This window comes from Snodgrassella sp. W8124 (assembly GCF_016100875.1).
Classification (GTDB): Bacteria; Pseudomonadota; Gammaproteobacteria; order Burkholderiales; family Neisseriaceae; genus Snodgrassella; species Snodgrassella alvi.
Window position 1 is genome coordinate 321,889 of the sequence record NZ_JACFRP010000001.1, and the last position, 22,004, is coordinate 343,892.

22 protein-coding genes are annotated in these 22,004 nt (G+C 44.7%); 9 read left to right on the forward strand and 13 right to left on the reverse strand.

Going from position 1 to position 22,004, the window contains the following annotated elements:
- Window positions 1-686 precede the first annotated feature (686 nt).
- The 3 genes from folP (at window position 687) to H3U73_RS01445 (ending at window position 3,786) form a co-directional block, all read left to right on the forward strand.
- Window positions 687-1,547, forward strand: coding sequence for a dihydropteroate synthase (gene folP / locus H3U73_RS01435; RefSeq protein ID WP_198189891.1), 861 nt, complete (start codon window positions 687-689; stop codon window positions 1,545-1,547).
- Between the two features lie 183 nt (window positions 1,548-1,730).
- A complete protein-coding gene (gene glmM / locus H3U73_RS01440) occupies window positions 1,731-3,074 on the forward strand; it encodes a phosphoglucosamine mutase (protein WP_198189892.1) in 1,344 nt (447 codons plus the stop codon).
- A gap of 37 nt (window positions 3,075-3,111) precedes the next feature.
- Window positions 3,112-3,786: a DedA family protein gene (locus tag H3U73_RS01445; protein WP_084552052.1), complete on the forward strand. Its 675-nt coding sequence runs from the start codon at window positions 3,112-3,114 to the stop codon at window positions 3,784-3,786.
- 70 nt (window positions 3,787-3,856) lie between these two features.
- Here the strand turns inward: H3U73_RS01445 and plsY are convergent, their stop codons facing one another.
- Entirely contained in the window at window positions 3,857-4,459 is a 603-nt protein-coding gene (gene plsY / locus H3U73_RS01450) for a glycerol-3-phosphate 1-O-acyltransferase PlsY (RefSeq protein WP_078475673.1), read from the reverse strand.
- 58 nt (window positions 4,460-4,517) lie between these two features.
- On the opposite strand from plsY, the gene folB reads away from it, so the two are divergent.
- Window positions 4,518-4,877, forward strand: coding sequence for a dihydroneopterin aldolase (gene folB, locus H3U73_RS01455; RefSeq protein ID WP_198186308.1), 360 nt, complete (start codon window positions 4,518-4,520; stop codon window positions 4,875-4,877).
- 33 nt (window positions 4,878-4,910) lie between these two features.
- The gene (locus tag H3U73_RS01460; protein ID WP_198189893.1) at window positions 4,911-5,531 is read left to right on the forward strand and encodes an NAD(P)H-hydrate epimerase; all 621 of its coding nucleotides are present in this window, start codon (window positions 4,911-4,913) and stop codon (window positions 5,529-5,531) included.
- Here H3U73_RS01460 and H3U73_RS01465 read toward each other — a convergent pair.
- Entirely contained in the window at window positions 5,528-6,151 is a 624-nt protein-coding gene (locus H3U73_RS01465; protein ID WP_198189894.1) for a CoA pyrophosphatase, read from the reverse strand. The genes H3U73_RS01460 and H3U73_RS01465 overlap by 4 nt on opposite strands.
- A gap of 155 nt (window positions 6,152-6,306) precedes the next feature.
- Between H3U73_RS01465 and H3U73_RS01470 the strand changes: the two genes are divergently transcribed.
- Entirely contained in the window at window positions 6,307-6,462 is a 156-nt protein-coding gene (locus H3U73_RS01470; protein ID WP_198189895.1) for a hypothetical protein, read from the forward strand.
- A 126-nt stretch (window positions 6,463-6,588) separates the two neighbouring features.
- Here the strand turns inward: H3U73_RS01470 and hemN are convergent, their stop codons facing one another.
- Window positions 6,589-7,974: an oxygen-independent coproporphyrinogen III oxidase gene (gene hemN, locus H3U73_RS01475; RefSeq protein ID WP_198189896.1), complete on the reverse strand. Its 1,386-nt coding sequence runs from the start codon at window positions 7,972-7,974 to the stop codon at window positions 6,589-6,591.
- 263 nt (window positions 7,975-8,237) lie between these two features.
- On the opposite strand from hemN, the gene fnr reads away from it, so the two are divergent.
- Window positions 8,238-8,978 carry a fumarate/nitrate reduction transcriptional regulator Fnr gene (gene fnr / locus H3U73_RS01480; protein WP_025331198.1) on the forward strand — a complete coding sequence of 247 codons (741 nt, stop codon included), beginning with the start codon at window positions 8,238-8,240 and terminating at the stop codon, window positions 8,976-8,978.
- 130 nt (window positions 8,979-9,108) lie between these two features.
- On the opposite strand, the gene H3U73_RS01485 is transcribed toward fnr, so the two are convergent.
- The 5 genes from H3U73_RS01485 to H3U73_RS01505 form a co-directional block, all read right to left on the reverse strand.
- Entirely contained in the window at window positions 9,109-9,891 is a 783-nt protein-coding gene (locus H3U73_RS01485; RefSeq protein WP_084553045.1) for a hypothetical protein, read from the reverse strand.
- A 67-nt stretch (window positions 9,892-9,958) separates the two neighbouring features.
- Window positions 9,959-11,275, reverse strand: a complete 1,317-nt coding sequence (locus tag H3U73_RS01490) for an FAD-binding oxidoreductase (RefSeq protein WP_100126552.1) — start codon at window positions 11,273-11,275, stop codon at window positions 9,959-9,961.
- 77 nt (window positions 11,276-11,352) lie between these two features.
- Window positions 11,353-12,234: an ABC transporter permease subunit gene (locus tag H3U73_RS01495; RefSeq protein ID WP_100126551.1), complete on the reverse strand. Its 882-nt coding sequence runs from the start codon at window positions 12,232-12,234 to the stop codon at window positions 11,353-11,355.
- Window positions 12,227-13,195 carry an ABC transporter permease subunit gene (locus H3U73_RS01500; protein WP_078475665.1) on the reverse strand — a complete coding sequence of 323 codons (969 nt, stop codon included), beginning with the start codon at window positions 13,193-13,195 and terminating at the stop codon, window positions 12,227-12,229. Before H3U73_RS01500 ends, H3U73_RS01495 begins: the two co-directional genes overlap by 8 nt.
- A 19-nt stretch (window positions 13,196-13,214) precedes the next feature.
- Entirely contained in the window at window positions 13,215-14,345 is a 1,131-nt protein-coding gene (locus H3U73_RS01505; RefSeq protein WP_100126550.1) for an ABC transporter ATP-binding protein, read from the reverse strand.
- Between the two features lie 525 nt (window positions 14,346-14,870).
- Here H3U73_RS01505 and coaBC point away from each other — a divergent pair.
- Window positions 14,871-16,067, forward strand: a complete 1,197-nt coding sequence (gene coaBC / locus H3U73_RS01510) for a bifunctional phosphopantothenoylcysteine decarboxylase/phosphopantothenate--cysteine ligase CoaBC (protein ID WP_232336088.1) — start codon at window positions 14,871-14,873, stop codon at window positions 16,065-16,067.
- An 82-nt stretch (window positions 16,068-16,149) separates the two neighbouring features.
- Entirely contained in the window at window positions 16,150-16,611 is a 462-nt protein-coding gene (gene dut / locus H3U73_RS01515; protein WP_025331191.1) for a dUTP diphosphatase, read from the forward strand.
- Window positions 16,612-16,755: 144 nt separating this feature from the next.
- On the opposite strand, the gene ppk1 is transcribed toward dut, so the two are convergent.
- The 5 genes from ppk1 to H3U73_RS01540 all read right to left on the reverse strand — a co-directional run bounded on the left by ppk1 (window position 16,756) and on the right by H3U73_RS01540 (window position 21,993).
- The gene (gene ppk1, locus H3U73_RS01520; RefSeq protein WP_198189897.1) at window positions 16,756-18,816 is read right to left on the reverse strand and encodes a polyphosphate kinase 1; all 2,061 of its coding nucleotides are present in this window, start codon (window positions 18,814-18,816) and stop codon (window positions 16,756-16,758) included.
- Between the two features lie 86 nt (window positions 18,817-18,902).
- Complete coding sequence (locus H3U73_RS01525) at window positions 18,903-19,517, reverse strand: serine acetyltransferase (protein ID WP_198189898.1); 615 nt, start codon at window positions 19,515-19,517, stop codon at window positions 18,903-18,905.
- Between the two features lie 6 nt (window positions 19,518-19,523).
- Window positions 19,524-19,796, reverse strand: a complete 273-nt coding sequence (locus H3U73_RS01530) for an oxidative damage protection protein (RefSeq protein WP_198189899.1) — start codon at window positions 19,794-19,796, stop codon at window positions 19,524-19,526.
- A 62-nt stretch (window positions 19,797-19,858) separates the two neighbouring features.
- Window positions 19,859-21,196 (reverse strand): amino-acid N-acetyltransferase, encoded by a 1,338-nt coding sequence (argA, locus tag H3U73_RS01535; RefSeq protein WP_198189900.1) that lies wholly within the window; start codon window positions 21,194-21,196, stop codon window positions 19,859-19,861.
- Window positions 21,193-21,993 (reverse strand): hypothetical protein, encoded by an 801-nt coding sequence (locus tag H3U73_RS01540; protein WP_084547888.1) that lies wholly within the window; start codon window positions 21,991-21,993, stop codon window positions 21,193-21,195. The genes argA and H3U73_RS01540 overlap by 4 nt, the downstream gene beginning before the upstream one ends.
- Window positions 21,994-22,004: the final 11 nt, after the last annotated feature.

Below are 22,004 nucleotides of genomic sequence, written 5' to 3' on the forward strand. Positions count from 1 at the left end.
AATAAGAGACACAAAATATAATAGTAATACTGAAAATAGTTATTCTGGTATATAGGTATATGCTATTTTGGTTCATATGAATTGTTGAAAAGCATGGTAATTTAAGTCAGGAAGATTCTGTATTATGTAAATGATAAAATACTGGTAAAAGCTGGTGTGATAAATTCAGCCAACGGTTCATTCATGAGAGTAGTAAATCAATATTTCCCATGAGGCAAATATTCTTTCATTTATTAATTTGGCTGGCTTTAAAATAGGTGAATTTATAAATTGAATATTTCTCCATTATTATCAGTTATAAATGTGAAATCACAGCAATTATGATGGTTATATTAGAGTCTGGATTATTTATATAACTCAGATAATGACAGGATATTTAAATCTTGAGATTTATCAATTTATTTTACATGAAGGTATTCTGTCTTAGTTCTGATAGCAATTCTGGTTGTAGTTCAATATATATCTTTGTTAATTTCAATATTTTTTGATTTGCAATGATTTTTAATAGATTTTATGTTTTTGTTATTTTCAGTGAGTCTGAATTTGTACTTTGTGGATAAAAAAATCAAGATGTGAAGAGAAATATCTTTATCTGGCTGAGCAGAATTTATTGCTAGTATTATGGGTTTAACCACAAATACAGGCTGTATGATTATTTGATAAATGTTAAGAGATTATGATTGAGTATGAATAATTCTAGTCAAAATTACTGGCAGTGCGGGCGTTTTCAAATTGATTTGGCGCAGCCGAAAATTATGGGAATCGTCAATTTAACGCCGGATTCATTTTCAGATGGTGGTAGTTACAGTACTTCTCTGACTCTGGCATTAAAGCATGCGGAACAGTTATTAAAAGATGGGGCGGATATTCTGGATATTGGCGGAGAGAGCTCCCGTCCCGGATCTGATTTTGTTTCACCTCAGGATGAGTGGAAGCGTATTGAGCCGGTATTAAGAGAGTTAGTTACCTGGAATGTACCATTAACTGTAGATACACGCCGCACTTGGGTAATGCGTCAGTTACTTGAGCAGCAGCTGGCTGACGGAATAAATGATATTCAGGCACTGGAAGATGCCGGTGCAGTAGATTTACTTGCGCAGCAGCAGAATATTGGTGTGTGTCTGATGCATATGCAGGGACAGCCTGAAAATATGCAGCATAATCCTGAATATCAGGATGTGGTTACTGAAGTTGGTCAGTATTTGCAGCAACGGGTATCTGTGTGTGAACAGGCTGGGATTGAACGTTTGCGTCTGACAATAGATCCGGGTTTTGGTTTTGGTAAGAGTCTCCAGCATAATATTGCATTAATGCAGTATTTTGCAGACTGGCATGCGGCCGCCGGTTGTCCGGCACTGATTGGGGTATCACGTAAAACGATGATTGGTTTACTGACTGATGAAACTGAACCAAGACAACGGGTTGCCGGAAGTGTGGTGGCTGCAGTAGCAGCCGTGGCACGTGGTGCAGCAATTATACGGGTACATGATGTACGTGAAACACGTCAGGGTTTACAGGTATGGGAGGCCCTGGGCGGAAGTATTTAATAAGATCGGTTACAGATTGTCAGCAGACGTGGGCTGCGGTTTTTATTATGTAATCTGAGTGGAATTTAATAGGATTCAGATTTATTGTGAACCGGATAGTTTTCAAATAACATTTTATTTACTGACTGAACAGCTATGCCTGTTCTACAATAATAGTCTTAAATTAATCGGTCGGAGCAGGTGATGGCAAAAAAATATTTTGGTACAGACGGGGTGCGTGGTGAAGTTGGTAAGTTTCCGGTAACCCCCGAATTTGTACTGAAATTAGCGTATGCTGCCGGACATGTACTGGTACAACATGGAACTGATCATCAGCCTACTGTGCTGATTGGTAAAGATACAAGAATTTCCGGTTATATGCTGGAAGCAGCAATGGAAGCGGGCTTTACAGCAGCAGGGGTAAATGTACTGCTTACCGGACCATTACCTACACCAGGTGTGGCTTATTTAACCCGTGCACTGCGTTTGGATTGCGGTGTGATGATATCTGCTTCACATAATGCTTATCATGATAATGGTATTAAATTTTTTGCAGAGGGTGGAGTCAAGTTAAGTGATATTCTGGAGCTGGAAATTGAAGCAGAGCTGGAAAAGCCGGTAAAAACTGTCCCTTCCAGCGAGCTTGGCCGCGCACGGCGCATAAATGGTGCTGTTGACCGTTATATTGAGTTTTGTAAATCTACTTTTCCGAATCATTTGAATTTGCGTGGTTTGAAGCTGGTGGTAGATACGGCAAATGGTGCGGCCTATGCTGTGGCTCCTAAGGTATTTCATGAGCTGGGTGCAGATGTGGTCTGCATCGGCGATCAGCCGGATGGTTATAATATCAATCAGAAAATCGGTGCGACATATACTAAGTCACTACAGGCAGCAGTATTACAGAATGAAGCCGATTATGGTATTGCGCTGGATGGTGACGGCGACAGGCTGATGATGGTAGATAAATTCGGCAAAGTCTATGATGGGGATGCGCTGATTTATGTAATTGCCAAAGCTCGTGCTGCAGCAGGCTGTCTGGATGGCGGTGTAGTGGGGACGGTTATGACCAATCTTGCTATGGAGCTGGCGTTTAAGCGGCTGGGCATTGATTTTGTTCGCGCTAAAGTAGGTGACCGTTATGTTCTGGAACAGCTGCATCAGCATCAGTGGTCACTGGGAGGAGAAGCTTCCGGTCATATAGTTTGTCTGGATAAGCATAATACTGGTGACGGAATTATTGCAGCTTTACAGGTCTTTGCAGCCTTACAGGTTTTACAGCAGGATTTAGCCAGTATACTTACTGACTGGCAGCCTTTTCCGCAAACTATGATTAATGTTCATATTGAGCCTGATCAGGACTGGCAGAGTATTGCGGCGCCGGTAGCTGATGAGGTGATGAAACAGCTCGGAGATAATGGACGTGTGGTACTTCGCCCGTCAGGAACAGAACCGGTGGTGCGGGTTATGGTAGAAGCTCGTCAGACTGAAGTTGCGCGTCAGGCAGCTGAAAAAATTGCCAATGCAATTAAGTCGGGTTTGGCAGAGTAAATCTGTCTGACAGGAATAAAAAAAGAACGGGCATTTTATGTTTGCATTGCTGGAAGCTTTTTTTACTGAGTATGGCTATGCAGCGGTATTTCTGGTATTGGTCGCCTGCGGCTTTGGTGTGCCGATACCGGAAGACGTAACGCTGGTTGCCGGTGGTGTTATAGCCGGACTGGGACATGCGCATGTACATACCATGTTTATGGTAGGTATGGCTGGTGTTCTGGTAGGTGATGGGATGATGTTTAGTGCCGGACGCGTATTTGGTCATCGTATTCTGAAATTTCGTTTTGTTCAGCGGGTAATGACGCCCAGGCGCTATGCTCAGGTACAGGATAAATTTGATAAATATGGTAGCTGGGTATTATTTATAGCACGTTTTCTGCCGGGTTTACGTACCCCGATTTATATTACCGCTGGGATCAGCGGGAAAGTTTCTATACCGAAATTTTTGCTGATGGATGGTCTGGCTGCAATGATTTCAGTACCCGTGTGGGTATATCTGGGTGAATATGGTGCGGAAAATATTGACTGGCTGATGCATAAGGTACATCAGTTCCAGGCAGTTGTGTATGTTGTGATTGGCGTTGGTGCACTGGCACTAGTCTATTACTGGTGGAAAAAGCGTCAGCGTATCCAGTTTTTTAAACGTAAAATTGCTGAAATTCGTCAGCGCAGGCGCAATCGTAAGCAGCAAAAACAAAATTTGAAGTAATATGCCTGAAATAAAGAAAAAGACAGTTGAGAAAACTGTCTTTTTTATTTATGGTCGCTATGTCAATTTATTATTTAGTTTCGCCAATTTTACCTTCACGACCGCTGAACAGGTTTTTGATATTGCTTTTATGCCGGTAAAGAACCAGTATATCAATCACTATAACAGCAATTACCCAGCTTAACTGAGGCATAAACCACCAGGCAGCAAACGGGCTGATCAGAGTAGCTATTAATGCGGCCAGTGAAGATACTTTGAAACCAAAGGCCATAATCAGCCATACTGCTGCACAAATAAGTGCAGTAGGCCATGATAAAGCCAGGAGTACACCCAGTGCAGTAGCTACGCCTTTACCACCTTTAAATTTGAAAAATACCGGCCACATGTGGCCAATGAGAACCACTACGGCAATTATGGCAATGGTATTGCTGTCCAGTTGCCAGACCGTCTGATAGTGTTTTGCCAGCCAGACGGCCAGCCAGCCTTTGAGTGCATCGCCTAACAGTGTAAGAGCAGCAGCACTTTTTTTGCCTGTACGCAAAACATTGGTAGCACCGGGATTGCCGGAACCATAGCTGTGCGGATCAGGCATACCCATACAGCGTGAAACAATAACGGCAAAAGACAGGGAACCCAGTAAATAGGCACCGATAATTGCAAGGTAATTGACCATAAAGCGGTTTCTTTAGTCTACAATCTGAGGGTTTGCATTTTAGCTCAGTAGGTTGGACATGGATACTATCTTTTTACACGGCATGACTGCGCAGACGCTGATTGGGGTATATCAGTGGGAGCGGCAGCAACAGCAAACATTGTTGCTGGATGTGGATATTGGTACAGATTTTCAGCAGGCAGCGCAAAGCGATAATATTGACGATACGATTCACTATGCCAGAGTGGCTGATGATTTGCGAGAGGCACTTGCTGAACAGGAATTTTTGTTACTGGAAGCACTGGCAGAGTATGTGGCGCAGTTTATATTGGACCGTTACGGGGCATTATGGGTGCGGGTAAAAGTGGTGAAGCCGGGTATTCTTGCTGGTATTAAGGAAGTGGGTGTACAGATTGAACGCCGGAATACCCAAGTATGATAATAATCTGTTTTTCCTGCTAAAGGACAAGATATGAATACGCCGGTCTGGACTGTGGCACAGATGAAAGCATGGGAGGATACACAGAATCGAAAAGGGTTGAGTTATGCCCGAATGATGGAACATGCAGGAAGTCGTGCAGCGAAGGATTTATTATGTCGGTTTCGTTCCCCGCAGCATACACTGATACTGTGTGGTAAAGGGAATAATGCAGGTGACGGGCTGGTACTGGCCCGAGTATTGTCTTTACATGGCTGGCCGGTAACGATTATGTTTTTACAGGAACAGCAATTATCAGCTCTTGCAGAAGCCAACCGGAAATGTCTGCCGGTTACTGTAGATTGTATTGATGTTTCGCAATTGCATACTGTGCTGCCGTCTGTGCATCTGGTTGTGGATGCTGTTTATGGTACTGGTTTCCATGGTGATTTGCCTCAGGATATTGAACGTTGTTTTGATGCAGTTTCTCAGGCAGATGCGTTTAAGGTGGCGCTGGATATGCCCAGTGGTGTGGCTGGCGATGGCGAAAAAATAGCTGCCGGAAGTTTTCAGGCTCAGCTTACTTATGCTTTTCAGGCCCTGAAACCGGCACATTGTCTGGAGCAGGTAAGACAGTTATGCGGAGAAATAGTACGTGTTGATTTACTGGATTAGTGTTGATGGTTTTGCCTGCTCCATACCTGATAGCATTGAGCCAGGTGTAATAGCATGCATGCAGTCGCTCCCCAGATATGCCGGTTCTGATAGTGTAAATGATAAACCTTAAGCTTAAGATGCTGATATTGAGTAATACTATGCTGGTATAGCCCGCTATCCAGAACAACAGGTAAGGGTACAGGGAATATTTCGCTGACTTCTGACGGGTTGAGCTGCCAGTGCAGAGATGAATTGGTCCAGGCCAGAACAGGAACAACTTTGAAACCACTAGGCAGATAGCATTGGGGTAAGGTTCCGACCAGCCGCCACTGATTACGGATTAGTCCGGTTTCTTCTTCGCTTTCGCGAAATGCTGCATTGATACTGCTTTCATTATTTTCCAGTTTGCCGCCGGGAAAAGCGATTTGTCCGCGGTGCTGGCGTAGTTGCTGACTGCGCTGAGTGAGCCAGATTTGCGCGTTACCATGATTCCAGTCAACAGGTATCAGTATCGCAGCGTAGCGAAAATTAACGGGCAGATGCTGTAATGCATCCTGGCGCTGATTAAGTATAGTAGGCAGTGTATTAGTGCATGTGTAATGTAAAAACTGATTCAGCTTATCAGGTGTAGTAAACATTTCAATGATGCCAGACTGTTCTTTTTTCAGGATACTAAGTAATTTATATATCGTTCAGACATAAATGACCAGAATAATTATAAGGAGGATTAATCAGTGGTTACCAGAGAGTGATTGAAGCACTGAAGTACTTAGGCGGAGCTGGCTGGCTAAGGATGTCAGTAAATAAATATGAGCAGGAGTTGAAAGCATCCGGAAGTATGCTTTATATCTGGCAATATGATTTACGTTGGGCTGCTCAGCAATTGCGTAATGAGAAAAAGTTAAAACCAGTTCATAAACGGCGTGATTTACCGTGGGAACTGGTTTAAGTATAAAACAGTAAAATTGGTTTGCAGTTAAGTAAATGGCGATGAAGGACAGTTGCAGTATTTATTAATTTTGGCAACGTTATTTATCTTGCTGATAAAACGATGGTAACTGTTGCGGTTTGATTATTATAATGTACGTGAATACTGGGCTTCGGTGCGCTTCTGACGCAAATAGTAGTCAAATACCATGGCGATATTGCGAATCAGCAGTCTCCCTTTGGGTGTAACCTGTAAATTCTGATCACTAAGATTGAGCAAGCCAAGCTGTTGCAGGTGCTGTAAATCAGACTGCTCAGCAGCAAAGTAAGTTTGAAAAGGCTGCTGCATGGCATGGCTATAATCAATGTAATTAAGCTGGAAGCGGCACATCAAATCCTGAATTACACGCCGGCGCAGTAAGTCGTCCGCATTAAGCTGGTAGCCGCGCATAACTGGCAGGCGGTTTTCATCCAGAGCCTGATAGTAGGCAGGCAGTTCTTTTTCATTCTGGCTGTAGATATTGTTGATTTTGCCGATGCTGGATACGCCGATGGCGATTAAGTCACAGTCTGCATGGGTTGAATAACCCTGAAAATTGCGTTGCAGGCGGCCTTCAGATAAGGCAATGGCCAGTTCGTCATCAGGTTTGGCAAAATGATCCATGCCGATGAAGATATAGCCCTGCTGTAACAGATATTGAACGGTGTTTTGCAGAATATCCAGTTTAACACTGCTGTTGGGTACGGCTGATGTATCAATACGCCGCTGTGGTTTGAACAGATGTGGCAGATGTGCATAGTGATACATGGCGATGCGATCCGGCTGCAGAGTCAGTACGTGATCCAGTGTGCAGCGCATAGAGGCTTCAGTCTGGTGCGGTAAGCCATAGATTAAGTCGACACTGACAGAGTGAAAACCATTAGCTCTGGCTGCCTCAATAACTGTCCGGGTTTCAGCTTCGCTCTGGATGCGGTTAACGGCCTGTTGTACCGCCGGATTGAAATCCTGAATACCGACGCTCATCCGGTTAAAACCGAGTCTGCCCAGATGAGCTACAGTTTCAGCTGTCACTTTACGCGGGTCGATTTCAATTGAATATTCCCCCTGCTCTGACAGTGTAAAGTAGCGGCTGATACTGGCAAAGATGTGACTGAGCTGGTCATCATTCAGAAAGGTTGGTGTACCGCCGCCGAAATGTAATTGTGCCAGCAGCGGTTTACCCTGCCAGTTTTGTGCCAGCAGTGCCAGTTCTTTATCCAGATACCGGATATATATATCGGCACGGCTGGTATCTTTGGTAATAATTTTATTACAGCCGCAATAGTAACAGATGGTATTACAGAAAGGCACATGTACGTACAGGGAAACTGGTTTGTCACCAATATTTTGCTGTAAAGCAGTTTGTAACTGAGTTGCGGTGAATGAAGTATTAAAACGGTCTGCTGTAGGGTAGGAAGTATAACGCGGGCCGGAAGACGGCAAGGAAGCAATAAGGGTACGGTCGAATTCTATGTTGATGCGTGGTGTGTTCATTGGGTAATGATGGTTATTCTTGTGTTGATCTGGTGAAATAGATAGGAGTGATAACTATTTATGGTAGAATACATCCGGCAGTAAAGTAAAGCAGTGAAAACATAATAAGCCAATTTTTTTATTAAATCAGGGTCTGAAGGAAATTCAATTCACTTTGTCTATAACAATACTATATTGGATAGTTTTTAAAAAATTGATTTATATCAATATGTTTGTTATATGATGTTCTGGGCAAAGTGTAATCAGTAATTATTAAATATATTATGATTAGATTGTATAAACAGGGTGAAATAGTACAGAAATTATGCGAAAAATGTTCTTTGCATATTCTCTGTATGCCGGTAATGCTTAAAGAGCGGGAACTAACCGATTTAGGAGCGATTATTCGTCAGAGTCGTCGTTTAAAAAAAGGGGAGTATCTGTTTCGTGCCGGTGAACCGTTTGATGCAATATTTGCCATACGAACCGGTTTTTTTAAAACCATGGTTAATAGCCGGGACGGACGAGATCAGGTAACTGGTTTTTTTATGTCAGGTGAATTGTTGGGGCTGGACGGTATTTGTCATAATGTTCATGGCTGTGATGCAGTAGCTCTGGAAGATAGTGAGGTATGTGAGCTACCATTCACTAATATGGAAGATGCCGGTAATATTTTGCCTTCATTACAAATACATTTTTATCGTCTGATGAGTCAGGAAATTCTGCGTACTCAGGAGCTGATGCTGATGCTGGGTAATATGCGTGCAGAAGAGCGTCTGGCTGCGTTTCTGGTGAATTTATCTCATCGTCTGAGTTTTCGTGGTTTTGCCGCAAATGATTTTATTTTGCGTATGTCACGTGAAGAAATTGGCAGCTATCTGGGGCTAAAGCTGGAAACAGTAAGCCGTACTTTGTCTAAATTTCAGCATGAAGGCTGGATAAAGGTTGAGCACAAGCATATTCAGTTATTAGAACCATGGATGTTGCAGAAAATGGTGATGCATTGTCAGCGGGCTGCAAGTTGAATTCAGTTAATACTTAAAAAAGCTGTAGCATATTATTGTTGCTACAGCTTTTTTATTTGATGAGGAAAATTATTTTACATACCTTAGTTTGCAAAATATCAATCATGATTGTGTGTTAGCCGGGCTTATTTCAGGCGTATCCGGCCATCGCGGCAAGCTTAAGTGTGTCTTTACCATAAAATTTAGCCTTTAGATGACGCATCCAGCGGATTTTATGTAAGCTTTTGTTGACAATACTGCTTACTTCATCAGGTTGATTATGCAGTACGCTATGCCATAATTCTTTAGCCTGAATAGTTACGCCGAATTCCTGCATTAAACGTGCACCTGAGTGCAGATAGCATAGCCAGTCGCGGGAATGGCATTGCGTTAATGTCATCGCAGATAAAGGATCATCTTCGAAATCGATAAAGCCTATGCTGTCCTGATTAATGTAAATCATATTGCGTGCAAAAGTTTCACTCAGGTATTGCTTGCGTTTATGTACATCTTCAATGGCGTTAAGACCAAGCTGCCAGCGTTGCAACAGAAGTTCAGGCTGATGCTTACAGTGTTTCCATTCTTTTTCCAGATTGTGATTGCCAATATGACTAATCATCAGTGCATCCGGTTGTTGCGCCAGAATGGCAGGAACCCGCACTCCTGCTGAGGCCAGAGCCCGCAGACGGGATGCTTCGGTTTGCAGTGCAGGTATTCCGCCCAAATTGGGAACAGGTTGCAGCATGTGAATACCACTTATTTTCTGAGCTATTTTTAATAAGTGATAGCGCCAGGCACTGTTGCGTGCACCAGCTTGCCGTACCCATACTTTTTCGCCGTTAGTCAGTATATGGCTTTGCATCAGGCCGGTTTGTATGAGCAGGCACTGTTGTAATGCATGCTGATAAAATGCAGAAGAGTCGGAAGCGGTCATGAAGCCTGTTGCTTGAATTCAAAAACGGGTATTGATTGTACTATAGTTAAGTTTATAACTTTTAAAATTAAGGTAATAAATCTTTTAGACGGTAATAACCTGTTCCTACCCATTGTATGGGCAGGCGCAGTAAACTGCCACCGGGAAAGTTGTGATGTATAATTTTTTCAAACATGTGCAGGCGGCTGTCATCACCACTGATTGCCTCAGCAATAATCTGCCCGCCCATACCGGCAGCAGCCACGCCATGTCCTGAAAATCCTTGTAAAAAATAGAGTTGCGGGTTAAGACGCCCGAAATGGGGCAGGCGGTTCATGCTGATATCAACCAGACCACCCCAGACATAATCAATTTCTGCATCAGCCAGTTGTGGAAATACTTTAAGCATATCACGGCGCATACTCTGAATGAGTTGCAGCCGGCCGGGTTCACGACCGGAATAATTGACTTTACCGCCGAATAACAGGCGTTTGTCTGCACTCAGACGATAATAATCAAGTACAAAACGGGTATCACATACTGCCATGTTATTTTTGATGAGTTGCTGAGCACGTTCCCCAAGCGGCTGGGTTGCAATCATGTATGTACTTACCGGCAGGATTTTGGCTTCGAGCGCCTTTATAGGTGTCTGCCGGAGACTGCGGGTAAAGGCATTGACAGCAATCACGACGTTTTTGGCAATGATATTCCCGTTTGGTGTGGTAATCCGGTATCCGTGCTGCCATGTTTCCAGCGAAAGCATAGGAGAATGTTCAAACAGCAATGCTCCGGCACGGGCAGCTGCACGAGCCAGTCCAAGTAAGTAGTTTAGTGGATGTAAATGTCCGGCCTGATGGTCAAAAATCGCGCCGGTATAACGTTCGCTGGCCAGTTGCTGTTGCAGCTGGTTTGAATTCCATACTTCATAATCATGAAAATGGTAGTGTTCGGCAGCTTCTTTCACCCATTCAGTTAAGACACGCAGCTGGCGCGGCCGGATGGCTGCATGAGCGTAACCGCGTTGCCAGTCACAGCTGATTTGATAGGTTTGAATCTGTTGTTCAATCAGAGTGACAGCTTCATGGCTCCACTGCCAGAGTGTTTGTGCATTTTTCAGTCCGATCATGCCGGCCAGATTACTCATTTCAGCAGCGTAACCATAAATGACCTGACCGCCGTTACGGCCGGAGGCGCCATAACCGATTCGGGCGGCTTCGATAAGTGCTACGCTATGCTGCTGTTGTGCCAGTGGCAATGCTGTACCGATTCCGCTCAGTCCGCCACCAATGATGCAGGTTTCCACTTCAACAGTACCTTTTAAACTTGGATAGTGGCTGTGGTCATTACAGCTGGCTGTATAGTAGCTGTCAATGCGTTCTGTATCTGGCGGTATGTAGGTAGACATAGTTACATGATTAAACTGATTAGGAAGATGAAAAACTGGCAGCTAACCGAAATCAGATAGCTGCCATGTATGCATTTTTATTTGTTAGCCTCAAGTAACAGACTCTGTCGATAGGCTTCTGCCATTTCCCGTTCACGTCTGGTATTTTGCCGCATCATAAAGTAATTAATACTAATAACCAGTGTACCTACCAGTGCAATGATGATGGTGGCCAGTACATTCATTTGCGGATCCAGACCCAGTTTGATTTTTGAAAATATAATCATTGGCAAAGTAGAAGAACCCGGACCGGACAGGAATGATGTAATGACCAGATCATCCAGCGACAGCGTAATGGACAGCAGAAAGCCGGATGCAATAGCCGGAGCAATTGAAGGCAGTGTAATCAGAAAAAATACCTTTAATGGCCTCGCACCAAGATCCTTGGCTGCTTCTTCCAGTGACTGATTAAGCTCAGACAAACGTGAGCGGATAATAACAGTTACATAGGCCATACACAGGGTGGTATGACCAAGCCAGATAGTAAAAAAGCCGCGTTCAAAATACAGAAAGCTAAAAACACTGTTTTGCAGCAATATCTGTACCTGAATAATTAACAGCAGCATGGACAAACCGGTAATGATGTCCGGCATAACCATTGGTGCAGAAACCATACCGGCAAACAAGGTATTACCACGGAAACGTTTGATGCGGGCTAGTGCATAGCCGGCAAGTGTTCCCAGAATGACTGCGGCTGCCGCCGAGCACAGAGCAATGCGTACTGAAAGCCACGCAGCATCAAGTATCTGTTCATTCTGTAATAATTTACTGTACCACTGAGTGGAAAAACCTCCCCAGACAGTGACCAGTCGCGAATTGTTGAATGAGTAGATAATCAGGACAACCAAGGGTATATACAGAAATGCCAGCCCCAGAAACAGCATTACTCTGAGAAACCAGGATGATATGTTTTTATGCATGGCTGGCTCCTTCTTCAATTTCCCGGTTTTCATAACGATGGAACAAGGTAATCGGAATCACCAGTAACAGCACCATAATGACAGCAACTGCTGACGCCAATGGCCAGTTATTCTGATCGAAGAAAGCCTGCCACAGTACTTTGCCAATCATCAGATTTTTTGGTCCGCCTATCAGTTCGGGTATCACAAACTCACCAACTGCTGGAATAAAGACCAGCATCGAACCGGAGATAATCCCGGCTTTGGATAGTGGCAGAGTAATGGAAACAAACGCTTTAATAGGGCCGGCACCGAGATCGGCAGCGGCTTCCAGCAGGCGGTTGTCCAGTTTTACCAGCTGAGTGTACAGAGGCAGAATCATAAAGGGCAGATAGGTATATACCATAACCAGATTCAGTGAGAATGAGTTGTATAGCATATTCATCGGGTTGTTGATGAGTCCCCATTTGATCAGATAAGTATTAATAATACCGTTATGGCCGAGCAGGCTCATCCATGCATATACACGCAGCAGAAATGATGTCCAGAAAGGCAGCATAATGGTAAGCAGCAGACCGTTACGGATTTTTTCCGGTGCCCGGGCGATAGCATAGGCTATCGGATAACCTGCCAGCAAACAGATAAGTGTCGTAGTGAAAGCGGTTTTAATTGATAACCAGTAAGTCAGCAGATAAATATTATCGCCTAGATTGCCAATAAACATTTGTCCGAGAGAATGCCAGAAATCATTGAAAATATCGGCATAATTCTGGTAGCTGACCAGAATATTTACCCGTCCCATTTCTGCATCTACATGATACAGCGGAGTATAGGGCGGGATGGCAATATCCTGTTCGGCAAAGCTGATTTTAAGTACGATAAAAAACGGGATAAGGAAAAGTACCAGCAGCCAGATATAAGGGATGCCGACAACCAGTCCCTGTGTCGGGCGTAAGCCTTTGAGGCGGTTAAACCAGTTCATGTTTAAGCTCCCGCGCCAATTAATGGGTCAGAGGGCTGGCCTGATTATCCGGCCAGCTGATGTAAACTTTTTCTTCCCAGGTGGGCATCGGAATGTTGTATTGTTCCCAGTATGAGGATAACACCTGACTTTTAATAATTTTGCCGGAAGGCAGCTGGATATGAAAAATACCAAAACTGCCCAGATAAGCAATTTCTTTGACAATTCCGGCTGACCAGTTATATTCCTGTTGAGGTTGCTCGCGATAGATGTTGATATCTTCAGGACGAATAGACAGCCAGATTTTCTGATATTCCGGTCCGCTGATACCGTGACCAAGATAAACCAGTTGCTGCATTTCTGGGCAGTGAATAATGGTATGGTCGGCACCGTCTTCAGTCACTTTGCCTTCCAGAATATTGGTTTCGCCCATGAATTCAGCTGTAAAGCGGCTATTCGGATAGTCGTAAATATCAGAAGGTGTGCCAACCTGTTGCAACTGTCCGTCCGACATGATGGCAATACGTGAAGCCATTGTCATGGCTTCTTCCTGATCATGGGTAACCATAATACAGGTAGCACCTACTTTTTCGAGAGTATTCACCAGTTCAAGCTGGGTTTGCTGACGCAGTTTTTTGTCCAAAGCACCCAGAGGCTCATCCAGTAACAGCAATTTAGGGCGTTTTGCCAGACTGCGTGCCAGCGCAACGCGTTGCTGCTGACCACCGGAAAGCTGGTGTGGTTTGCGTTTGGCGTATTTGCTCATTTGTACCAGACGCAGCATTTCTTCCACCCGTGCACTGATTTCATCTTTGGGCAGTTTGTCCTGCTTTAATCCGAAAGCGATGTTTTGTTCGACCGTCATATGCGGAAACAGGGCATAGCTCTGAAACATCATATTGATAGGGCGGTCGTAGGGTTGCAGTTTAGTAATATCTTCACCATCAAGGATAATCTGTCCCTGAGTTGGTGTTTCCATACCGGCGAGCATGCGTAATAAAGTCGATTTACCGCTGCCGGAGCTGCCGAGCAAGGCGAATATTTCGTTTTTTTTGATGGTCAGATTAATATGGTCTACGGCGTAATTATCGCCATAGGTCTTGACGATGTCTTTAATCTGTAAGTAATGTGCTGGATCGGCACCGGGTCTGGTGATTGCGTTTTCGCTCATAATTAAAGGTTACTCCAGAAAAATCGTTCCAGCCAATGCTCGGCATATGGATGTTTACTGTAATGTTTAAAGAACGGTGCAAAAACGATTCTGCTCCTGCTTTAGGGGACGCATTGTATGCAAGCATTTAGTATGGGGCAATGAAATTTAAGTGTTAATACGTTTAAATTCTCCACTTAGAGTATAACTTTGTATGTAAACAGGGATTTAGCGGTACTTTTTAAATTGAATAAAATTTTGTTAGGATTGAGCTAAAGTACGGTCTGACAGAGAACATGCTGTCTGGCAGGCTGAATATTGCCTAGTGTATCATGTAATTATTGGCTGCTATATTCATTTAAACCTGATCTACTCAGCGGTTGTATCTGATAATGAGATTGTACTGATTTCAATTATAAAATGTGAATATGAGTATAAATGGATTATGCAAAAAATTTTCCTTATAATCAAATAGTTTGTTTTATTTTTTTTCTGACTGGGTTAAATGAAAATTCGGTAGATATCTGTTTACGGCCGGTCATGACGATGGATGTAAAAGTAATGAAGAAAAAGGTGTTGCTGGGTATTTGTGGTGGTATTGCCGCATATAAATGTTGTGAACTGGTGCGGCTGCTTAAAAAAGCAGGACATCAGGTTAATGTTGTGATGACACAGGCAGCTACTGATTTTGTCAGTCCCACTACTTTTCAGGCACTGAGCGGAGAACCGGTATTGCTGGATACCCATGATGCTGCCGGCGGCAACGGGATGGCTCATATCAATCTGAGTCGTCAGGCAGATGTGATGCTGATTGCGCCGGCTTCTGCCAATACGCTGGCGAAAATTGCGCACGGAATGGCTGATAATCTGCTGACAACTCTGATAGCAGCCCGTACCTGTCCGCTGGCTGTTGCGCCGGCAATGAATGTACAGATGTGGAATAATCCGGCTAATCAGCGCAATCTGGCTTTATTACGTCAGGATCAGATAAAAATACTCGGACCGGCAGTTGGTGAGCAGGCCTGCGGCGAAACTGGCAGCGGACGCATGCTGGAAGCGGCTGAACTGGCGGAATTGCTGGCAGATGTCTGGACACTGCCGGTGCTGGCTGGTAAACGGGTACTGATTACGACAGGGGCAACCTTTGAAGCCATTGATCCGGTACGCGGTATTACCAATATTTCCAGCGGACAGATGGGTATGGCTCTGGCGCGTGCCTGTCGTGCGGCCGGAGCAAGTGTATCTTTGGTATACGGACAGATTAATACCTCAATGGCAGCAGGGCTGGCTTATTCTGAACAGGCTGTCAGCGCAGATTCTATGCTGAATGCAGTCGAGCGTTTATTGCCACAGCAGGATGTGTTTATTTCTGTAGCAGCAGTGGCTGATTACAAAGTAAAAAACCGCAGTGTGCAAAAACTGAAAAAACAGCCGGGGCAGGCTGTTCCTGTAATCGAACTGACTGAAAATGCCGATATACTGGCAACCGTAGCCAGCCGGCCGGATGCTCCTTTCTGTGTCGGCTTTGCTGCAGAAAGTGAGCATGTTCTGGAACATGCGCGTGTTAAACGGCTGAAAAAAGGTGTACCGTTACTGGTAGCCAATGATGTGAGTCAGGCTATGGGTAAAACGACCAATCAGGTAATTTTACTTGATGACGAGCAGGAAATGGCTTTGCCGCAAATGAGTAAAGCGGATACGGCCGCGGCTATTGTTGAACGGCTGGCACAATTATTGCCGTGACAGCAAAAGACTGTTACTGATGTGTTATAAGGGCTTGCTGTCCTGATATTTTTAATGATCTATTATTTAAAGACTGGTTTTTATGAGTGCTTCTGAGTTATCTGTACAAATTAAAATATTACATCCGTCAATGGCAGAACAATTACCTGAATATGCGACGATTGGTTCGGCCGGGCTGGATTTACGTGCCTGTATTGAAGCACCGGTTACTTTGCAGCCGGGAGAAAGTTTTCTGCTACCGACCGGACTGGCCATACATCTGGCTGATCCGGGATATGCAGCTCTGATATTGCCGCGTTCCGGTTTAGGGCATAAACATGGAATTGTACTGGGTAATCTGGTTGGTTTAATTGATTCGGATTATCAGGGAGAATTAAAAGTATCGTTGTGGAATCGCAGTCAGGAAGCGTATGTGATTGAACCTCTGGCACGGATTGCTCAGATGATTATTGTGCCGGTTATGCAGGCAGCTTTTACCGTGGTTGATGAATTTACGCAAACCAGCCGCGGAGAAGGCGGTTTTGGTAGTACCGGACATCAGTAATTTTTATTTAAGCAAACGAAAAGCAAGGTATCCGGATGGATAACCTTGCTTTTTTGCCATGGCACTGGCTACAACTGCTTACTACACAATTAATTCAGCATTCTGACCGGCTATTCGGTAGTTTTAGGTTTGAAACCAGTATTATTACTGGCGATAACGCTCAATAAGCATATTCTGCATATTGGTTACTGACTCTTTCTCTGCTGGTTTAATGCGTTCATACTGGCCATCCGGCTGCATCAGCCATGCACACTGATTATCAGCCAGCGCAAGCATCAGAGTTTCCTTGATTATACGTTGTTTTAGCTCAGGTGTTTCAATCGGTGTACAAATTTCTACACGACGGAACAGATTTCGCCCCATCCAGTCGGCGCTGGATATCCATAGTTTAGAATCACCGCCATTTTCAAAATAAAATACTCGCGCATGTTCCAGCAGCCGGCCGACTATAGAACGTACCCGGATATTTTCTGATAAGCCTTTAACACCCGGACGCAGCACACATATTCCGCGTACTATCAGCTCAATTTGTACACCGGCGTGGCTGGCTGTATATAGGGCATCGACAATAGAAGGCTCAACCAGTGCGTTCATTTTAGCAATAATACGAGCTGTTTTGCCGGCTTTTGCCTGCTCAATTTCGTTATTAATGCTGTTGAGAAGCATTTTGTGCAGAGTAAACGGGCTTTGCGCTATTTTATGCAGATTATTGGGTTGTCCCAGACCGGTGATTTCCATAAATACGGTATTAACATCCACGCTGATATCCTGATTGCAGGTCATCAGACCCAGATCAGTATAAATACGGCTGGTGCCCTGATGATAATTACCCGTACTGACATGAGCGTAGCGTTTCAGCCTGCCGTCTTCACGACGGACTATCAGTGCCATTTTGGCATGAACTTTATAACCGAAGACTCCGTATACGACATGGGCACCGGCAGCCTCAAGCTGACCTGCCCAGTTCAGATTGGTTTCTTCATCAAAACGGGCCATCAGTTCAACCACCACAGTAACCTGTTTGCCTGTCAGTGCTGCTTTCATCAGTGCTTTTACCAGGTCAGAGTTACTGCCAGTGCGGTAAATGGTCATTTTTATCGCAATAACCTGAGGGTCATCAGCCGCCTGCTGAATCAGACGAACTGTAGGTTCGAAAGACTGATAGGGATGATAGAGTAAAATATCGCGCTGGCTGATGATGCTGAACATATCGCGATTTTTATTCAGAATGGCCGGTGTGCCGGGAATAAATGGCGGAAATTTTAAATCATTGCGTTCAACCATATCCGGTACGGCCATCAGTCGTACCAGATTTACCGGACCGTTTACCCGGTACAATTCATCGCGTCCCAGATGAAAATGGCTAAGCAGGAAATCGTAAACGTGTGCCGGACAATTATCGGCTACTTCCAGCCGGACACCATCTCCATATTGTCTTCCCTGTAATTCACCAGCAATTGCCGTGCGCAGATTTTCCAGATCTTCTTCATCAACACTTAGGTCACTGTCGCGGGTAAGGCGAAACTGATAGCAGCCTTTAACGCTCATTCCGGTGAAGAGTGTATGCACATGAGCATGCAGGATTGACGACAGAAATACAAAACCATCATGCCCGTCACATAATTCTTTAGGCATTTTCAGTACTCTTGGCAAAATACGCGGAGCCTGAACGATGGCCATGCCGCCGGTACGCCCAAAAGCATCTTTACCTTCCAGTTCTACTGCAAAATTCAGTGATTTATTCAGTAAGCGCGGAAAAGGGTGCGAAGGATCGAGTCCGATAGGGGTCAGAATAGGTAACAATTCATGCCGGAAGTAATCAGCCACCCACTGGCGTTGTGCCTCACTCCATTCACTGCGCGGATAAAAAGATATGCCTTCACTACGCAGTGCCGGAATCAGCTCATCATTAAACAATCTGTATTGCTCGGCAATAATGGCGTGAGCTTCTTCGGTTACATTGGCAATGACTGTATCCGGTAGTTCGCCATTGGCCAGAGGAATATGTGGCGAAAGTTCACGGGTACGCCGCAGCCATGCCATCCGTACTTCAAAAAATTCATCCAGATTGGAAGAAACGATACATAAAAACCGTAAACGTTCGAGTAAGGGTACCTGTGTATCCTGCGCCTGTGCCAGAACGCGACGATTGAAAGCCAGCAGGCTAAGTTCACGGCAAAGTAGATGTGGCTGAATTTCGGACATTGGCTATACCTGTAACTGTCATTAAGGGTAAGAATTTGTCAGTCTGGTGTTAATGTTACTAACATTGGCACTGTTTTGCTGACAGGTCAAGCTTCATTTGTATTTTCTGGCGGCCAGCGGTTGTGGATATACTGTCCCGGATTCTGGTAATTCAGTACTTTAGCGTAATTGCCGGCAGCTGTGGCATTTGCCGGAATATTTTTAGTCACAACACTGCCGGCGCCAATAGTGGCATTGTCACCAATCTGTACATTTTCAATCAGATTACAATTGGGTCCGATGTAGACGTTATTACCGATACAGGCTGCGGGTCCGTTGTTAGCACCAATTACTGTGTAGGGTGAAAGATTGACATTATTACCCAGTCGGGCACTGCTATTGATAATCAGCGGGCCGCCATGACCAATGTACAAACCATAACCTACTGCTGTGCGCGGGCTGATAATGATACCGCTGCGGCGTTTTTGCCATGCATACATGGGGTAGGCAAGTTTGCGCCATATTCCCGGTACGGAGGCCAGCCTGAGCCAGAAAGTAAAGCGGAACCCCCGGTTAAACAGATAATGACGAATAAAACAAGACCAGTCTGTACGGCCGCTATAACGAAACAAATCACTTTTAATAAGATGGATAACCATAAAACAGTGCAAAGATGTCGGGAAAATAAAAGGCTGTTCGTCTCTGTGAAATCGAACAGCCATTAGTTTTTATTCCTGAGGCGGTATATAACCACTGATTTGATCGGCACCCTCGCCGAAGAAATAATTTTCCATTTGCTGAGTAATGTACTGACGGGCGCGGGGGTCGGCCAGACTAAGGCGGTTTTCATTAATAATCATGGTTTGATAACGTAACCAGCCATCCCATGCTTCCTGTGATACGTTATCGTATATGCGTTTACCCAGTTCATTGGGAAATGGCGGAAATTTTAATCCGGGCGCTTCTTTGCCCAGTTTAACGCAATGCACCATATGACTCATGTGTTTTCCTTCGTGTCATTCAGGGAAAAATACAGATTGTAAAATATTTTGCAGGAGTTGGTTTAAAGCTGGCGGCAAAATATTTTCGACTGGCGTTTGTTACTGGTGTACTGTTGCTGCCGCTCTGATGGTAATTGTTCCAGGTGAGCACTGATAAATCCGCGTTCGACAAACCAGTCGCCGGTATGTGTGCTCAGAGCAAACAGTTCTTTTAGCTGTAATTGCTGTGCCTGTTTAATAACATGAGTCAGCAGCAATTCTCCGTAGCCGCGGGCGCGGGCATTCGGTGAAACAATCAGACAGGCCAACTCACCGGCATTTGCTTCAGGATAAACATGTAAAGCAACACAGCCATAAACATAGCAATCCTGCTCCAGCACAGAAAATTCATGAATATGGTTTTCCATGTATTCACTGTCGCGCGGTAATAAAATACCGGCTGCTTCCAGTGGCGCAATCAGTTGCAGGATATCACCGATATCTTTATTGGCAGCCGGCCGGATACGCATAAAGGGCGCTTTAGCCATGGCTGTGCCGCTGCCTTCACGGGTAAATAATTCCTGTAACAGGCTGCCATCCTGCAGACCGGACAGTACATGCACCCGCTGAACACCGTGTTCAAGTACGTGTGCTGCTGTCTGTAACAGCTCTGTCTGGCGTCTGCTTCCGGTGTTTTGTGCCAGCAGACTGGCAATTTCAACACAGTTCAGTTCACTGATGGTCTGTTGCTGTTCATCCAGTAAACCTTGCTGCGTGCCCAGAAAGATGAGTTTTTCTGAGCTGATGGCTTCTGCCACAGCTTGTGCAACTTCATTTACCTGCAAACGATATGACTGACCGCTAAGCGAATGGCCGATCGGGCTGATTAATACCAGCTGATTGTGAGCCAGACGCTCTTCGATAGCGGCCGAATCTACTTTACGGACACAGCCGCTGTAGCCCATATCTGTTCCGTTAATTACGCCCAGCGGCTTGGCGCGCAGGAAATTGCCGGCAGCAATACGCAGGTTCGGAGTGCTGTGCTCCATAACCTGTGTAGGTATCATAGATAGAGCTGCTTCCAGATTGAAGCGTGCAATTCCGCTGGCCTGTTTGACTAACTCCAGAGCAGCATTATCCGTAACCGGATTTTCATCTATGCTGATTGCAGTATCACTGCCGGCTATGGCCTGAATATACTGGCTGCACCCGTGAATAAGAACCAGCCTCATACCGAGGCTGGTTAATAAATGAATATCGGCGGCCAGTGCTGCGAGTTTGTCGCTTACCAGAACATGGCTGCTGATTGCTAAAACAAGCGTTTTACCATTCAGATGGTGGATATAGGGTGAGGCCTGACGAAAGTCGTGAACAAACTGATTACTTTTAAAAATTTCTTGATTACCTGCATGAATGTTCATTTTACTGCCATTAAATAAAATAACTGCATCATCAGTACAGTTAACGCAACAATGGTTGCCAGAGTCCAGTTAAATTCTTTGGACAGTTTATCCTGCTGATGATGTAAAAATTCGGTTTTGGCATGAATGGCATCGGTTTTTTCGATTGCATCATTAAGCAGTAATGGTACATCTGCCTGATTTGGATTGTCATTAGGCAGTAAGGTAAAAACAAGATTATTCAGGTTATTCACATTACTGTTCATGGAGATGCTGGTGGTGTTTTCTTCAGGCACATGGACTGGTGTATTGACTATTGGCGGAGCTTCTTTTACCGGCTCTGCTACAGGTGGCGGGTTGCGCAGTAATTCACTGCTGGCTAGCTGCGGCTGCGGCGCAGACGAGTGTTCCGGTTCCGGTTCAATTACCGTTGGCACGCGGATTTCAACTTTATTAGCTACTTGATTTAATAAAGTATTCAGATTCGGTCTTTTATCAATAACCGCAGTATTTTTTGGTGTTGGTGCACTGGTAAATATCTGACTCTGGGCATTTCTGCTGTTGGTCTGATTTAAATTCAGAGCATTTTGCAGTAAATCCATTACTTCACTGGCACTGGGTACCTGTTGTCCGGAAGCAGCCGTATTATTTTTGCTTCCGGCCGGCGGGGTGACATTTTTATTCGTACGGATTTTGGATACAACAGTAAATCTGTGCCGGCATTGTTCACACACAACACGTCCTCCGTCACGTGGCGGTGTTGCTACGATATTTTCTGCATGGCATTTAGGACAAATAACAGTAATTGTTTTAGACATGATTTTTCAGC

What these genes read in the sequence shown, in the direction of transcription:
- plsY (WP_078475673.1), bottom strand. Translation starts at nt 4,459, where the DNA reads ATGGTCAATTACCTTGCAATTATCGGTGCCTATTTACTGGGTTCCCTG.
- H3U73_RS01500 (WP_078475665.1), bottom strand. Translation starts at nt 13,195, where the DNA reads ATGAACTGGTTTAACCGCCTCAAAGGCTTACGCCCGACACAGGGACTG.
- H3U73_RS01505 (WP_100126550.1), bottom strand. Translation starts at nt 14,345, where the DNA reads ATGAGCGAAAACGCAATCACCAGACCCGGTGCCGATCCAGCACATTAC.
- H3U73_RS01445 (WP_084552052.1), top strand. Translation starts at nt 3,112, where the DNA reads ATGTTTGCATTGCTGGAAGCTTTTTTTACTGAGTATGGCTATGCAGCG.
- fnr (WP_025331198.1), top strand. Translation starts at nt 8,238, where the DNA reads ATGATTAGATTGTATAAACAGGGTGAAATAGTACAGAAATTATGCGAA.
- H3U73_RS01495 (WP_100126551.1), bottom strand. Translation starts at nt 12,234, where the DNA reads ATGCATAAAAACATATCATCCTGGTTTCTCAGAGTAATGCTGTTTCTG.
- H3U73_RS01525 (WP_198189898.1), bottom strand. Translation starts at nt 19,517, where the DNA reads ATGGCTGTTCGATTTCACAGAGACGAACAGCCTTTTATTTTCCCGACA.
- H3U73_RS01485 (WP_084553045.1), bottom strand. Translation starts at nt 9,891, where the DNA reads ATGACCGCTTCCGACTCTTCTGCATTTTATCAGCATGCATTACAACAG.
- argA (WP_198189900.1), bottom strand. Translation starts at nt 21,196, where the DNA reads ATGAACATTCATGCAGGTAATCAAGAAATTTTTAAAAGTAATCAGTTT.
- glmM (WP_198189892.1), top strand. Translation starts at nt 1,731, where the DNA reads ATGGCAAAAAAATATTTTGGTACAGACGGGGTGCGTGGTGAAGTTGGT.
- folB (WP_198186308.1), top strand. Translation starts at nt 4,518, where the DNA reads ATGGATACTATCTTTTTACACGGCATGACTGCGCAGACGCTGATTGGG.
- ppk1 (WP_198189897.1), bottom strand. Translation starts at nt 18,816, where the DNA reads ATGTCCGAAATTCAGCCACATCTACTTTGCCGTGAACTTAGCCTGCTG.
- H3U73_RS01540 (WP_084547888.1), bottom strand. Translation starts at nt 21,993, where the DNA reads ATGTCTAAAACAATTACTGTTATTTGTCCTAAATGCCATGCAGAAAAT.
- H3U73_RS01465 (WP_198189894.1), bottom strand. Translation starts at nt 6,151, where the DNA reads ATGTTTACTACACCTGATAAGCTGAATCAGTTTTTACATTACACATGC.
- dut (WP_025331191.1), top strand. Translation starts at nt 16,150, where the DNA reads ATGAGTGCTTCTGAGTTATCTGTACAAATTAAAATATTACATCCGTCA.
- folP (WP_198189891.1), top strand. Translation starts at nt 687, where the DNA reads ATGAATAATTCTAGTCAAAATTACTGGCAGTGCGGGCGTTTTCAAATT.
- H3U73_RS01460 (WP_198189893.1), top strand. Translation starts at nt 4,911, where the DNA reads ATGAATACGCCGGTCTGGACTGTGGCACAGATGAAAGCATGGGAGGAT.
- coaBC (WP_232336088.1), top strand. Translation starts at nt 14,871, where the DNA reads ATGGATGTAAAAGTAATGAAGAAAAAGGTGTTGCTGGGTATTTGTGGT.
- H3U73_RS01490 (WP_100126552.1), bottom strand. Translation starts at nt 11,275, where the DNA reads ATGTCTACCTACATACCGCCAGATACAGAACGCATTGACAGCTACTAT.
- H3U73_RS01530 (WP_198189899.1), bottom strand. Translation starts at nt 19,796, where the DNA reads ATGAGTCATATGGTGCATTGCGTTAAACTGGGCAAAGAAGCGCCCGGA.
- H3U73_RS01470 (WP_198189895.1), top strand. Translation starts at nt 6,307, where the DNA reads ATGTCAGTAAATAAATATGAGCAGGAGTTGAAAGCATCCGGAAGTATG.
- hemN (WP_198189896.1), bottom strand. Translation starts at nt 7,974, where the DNA reads ATGAACACACCACGCATCAACATAGAATTCGACCGTACCCTTATTGCT.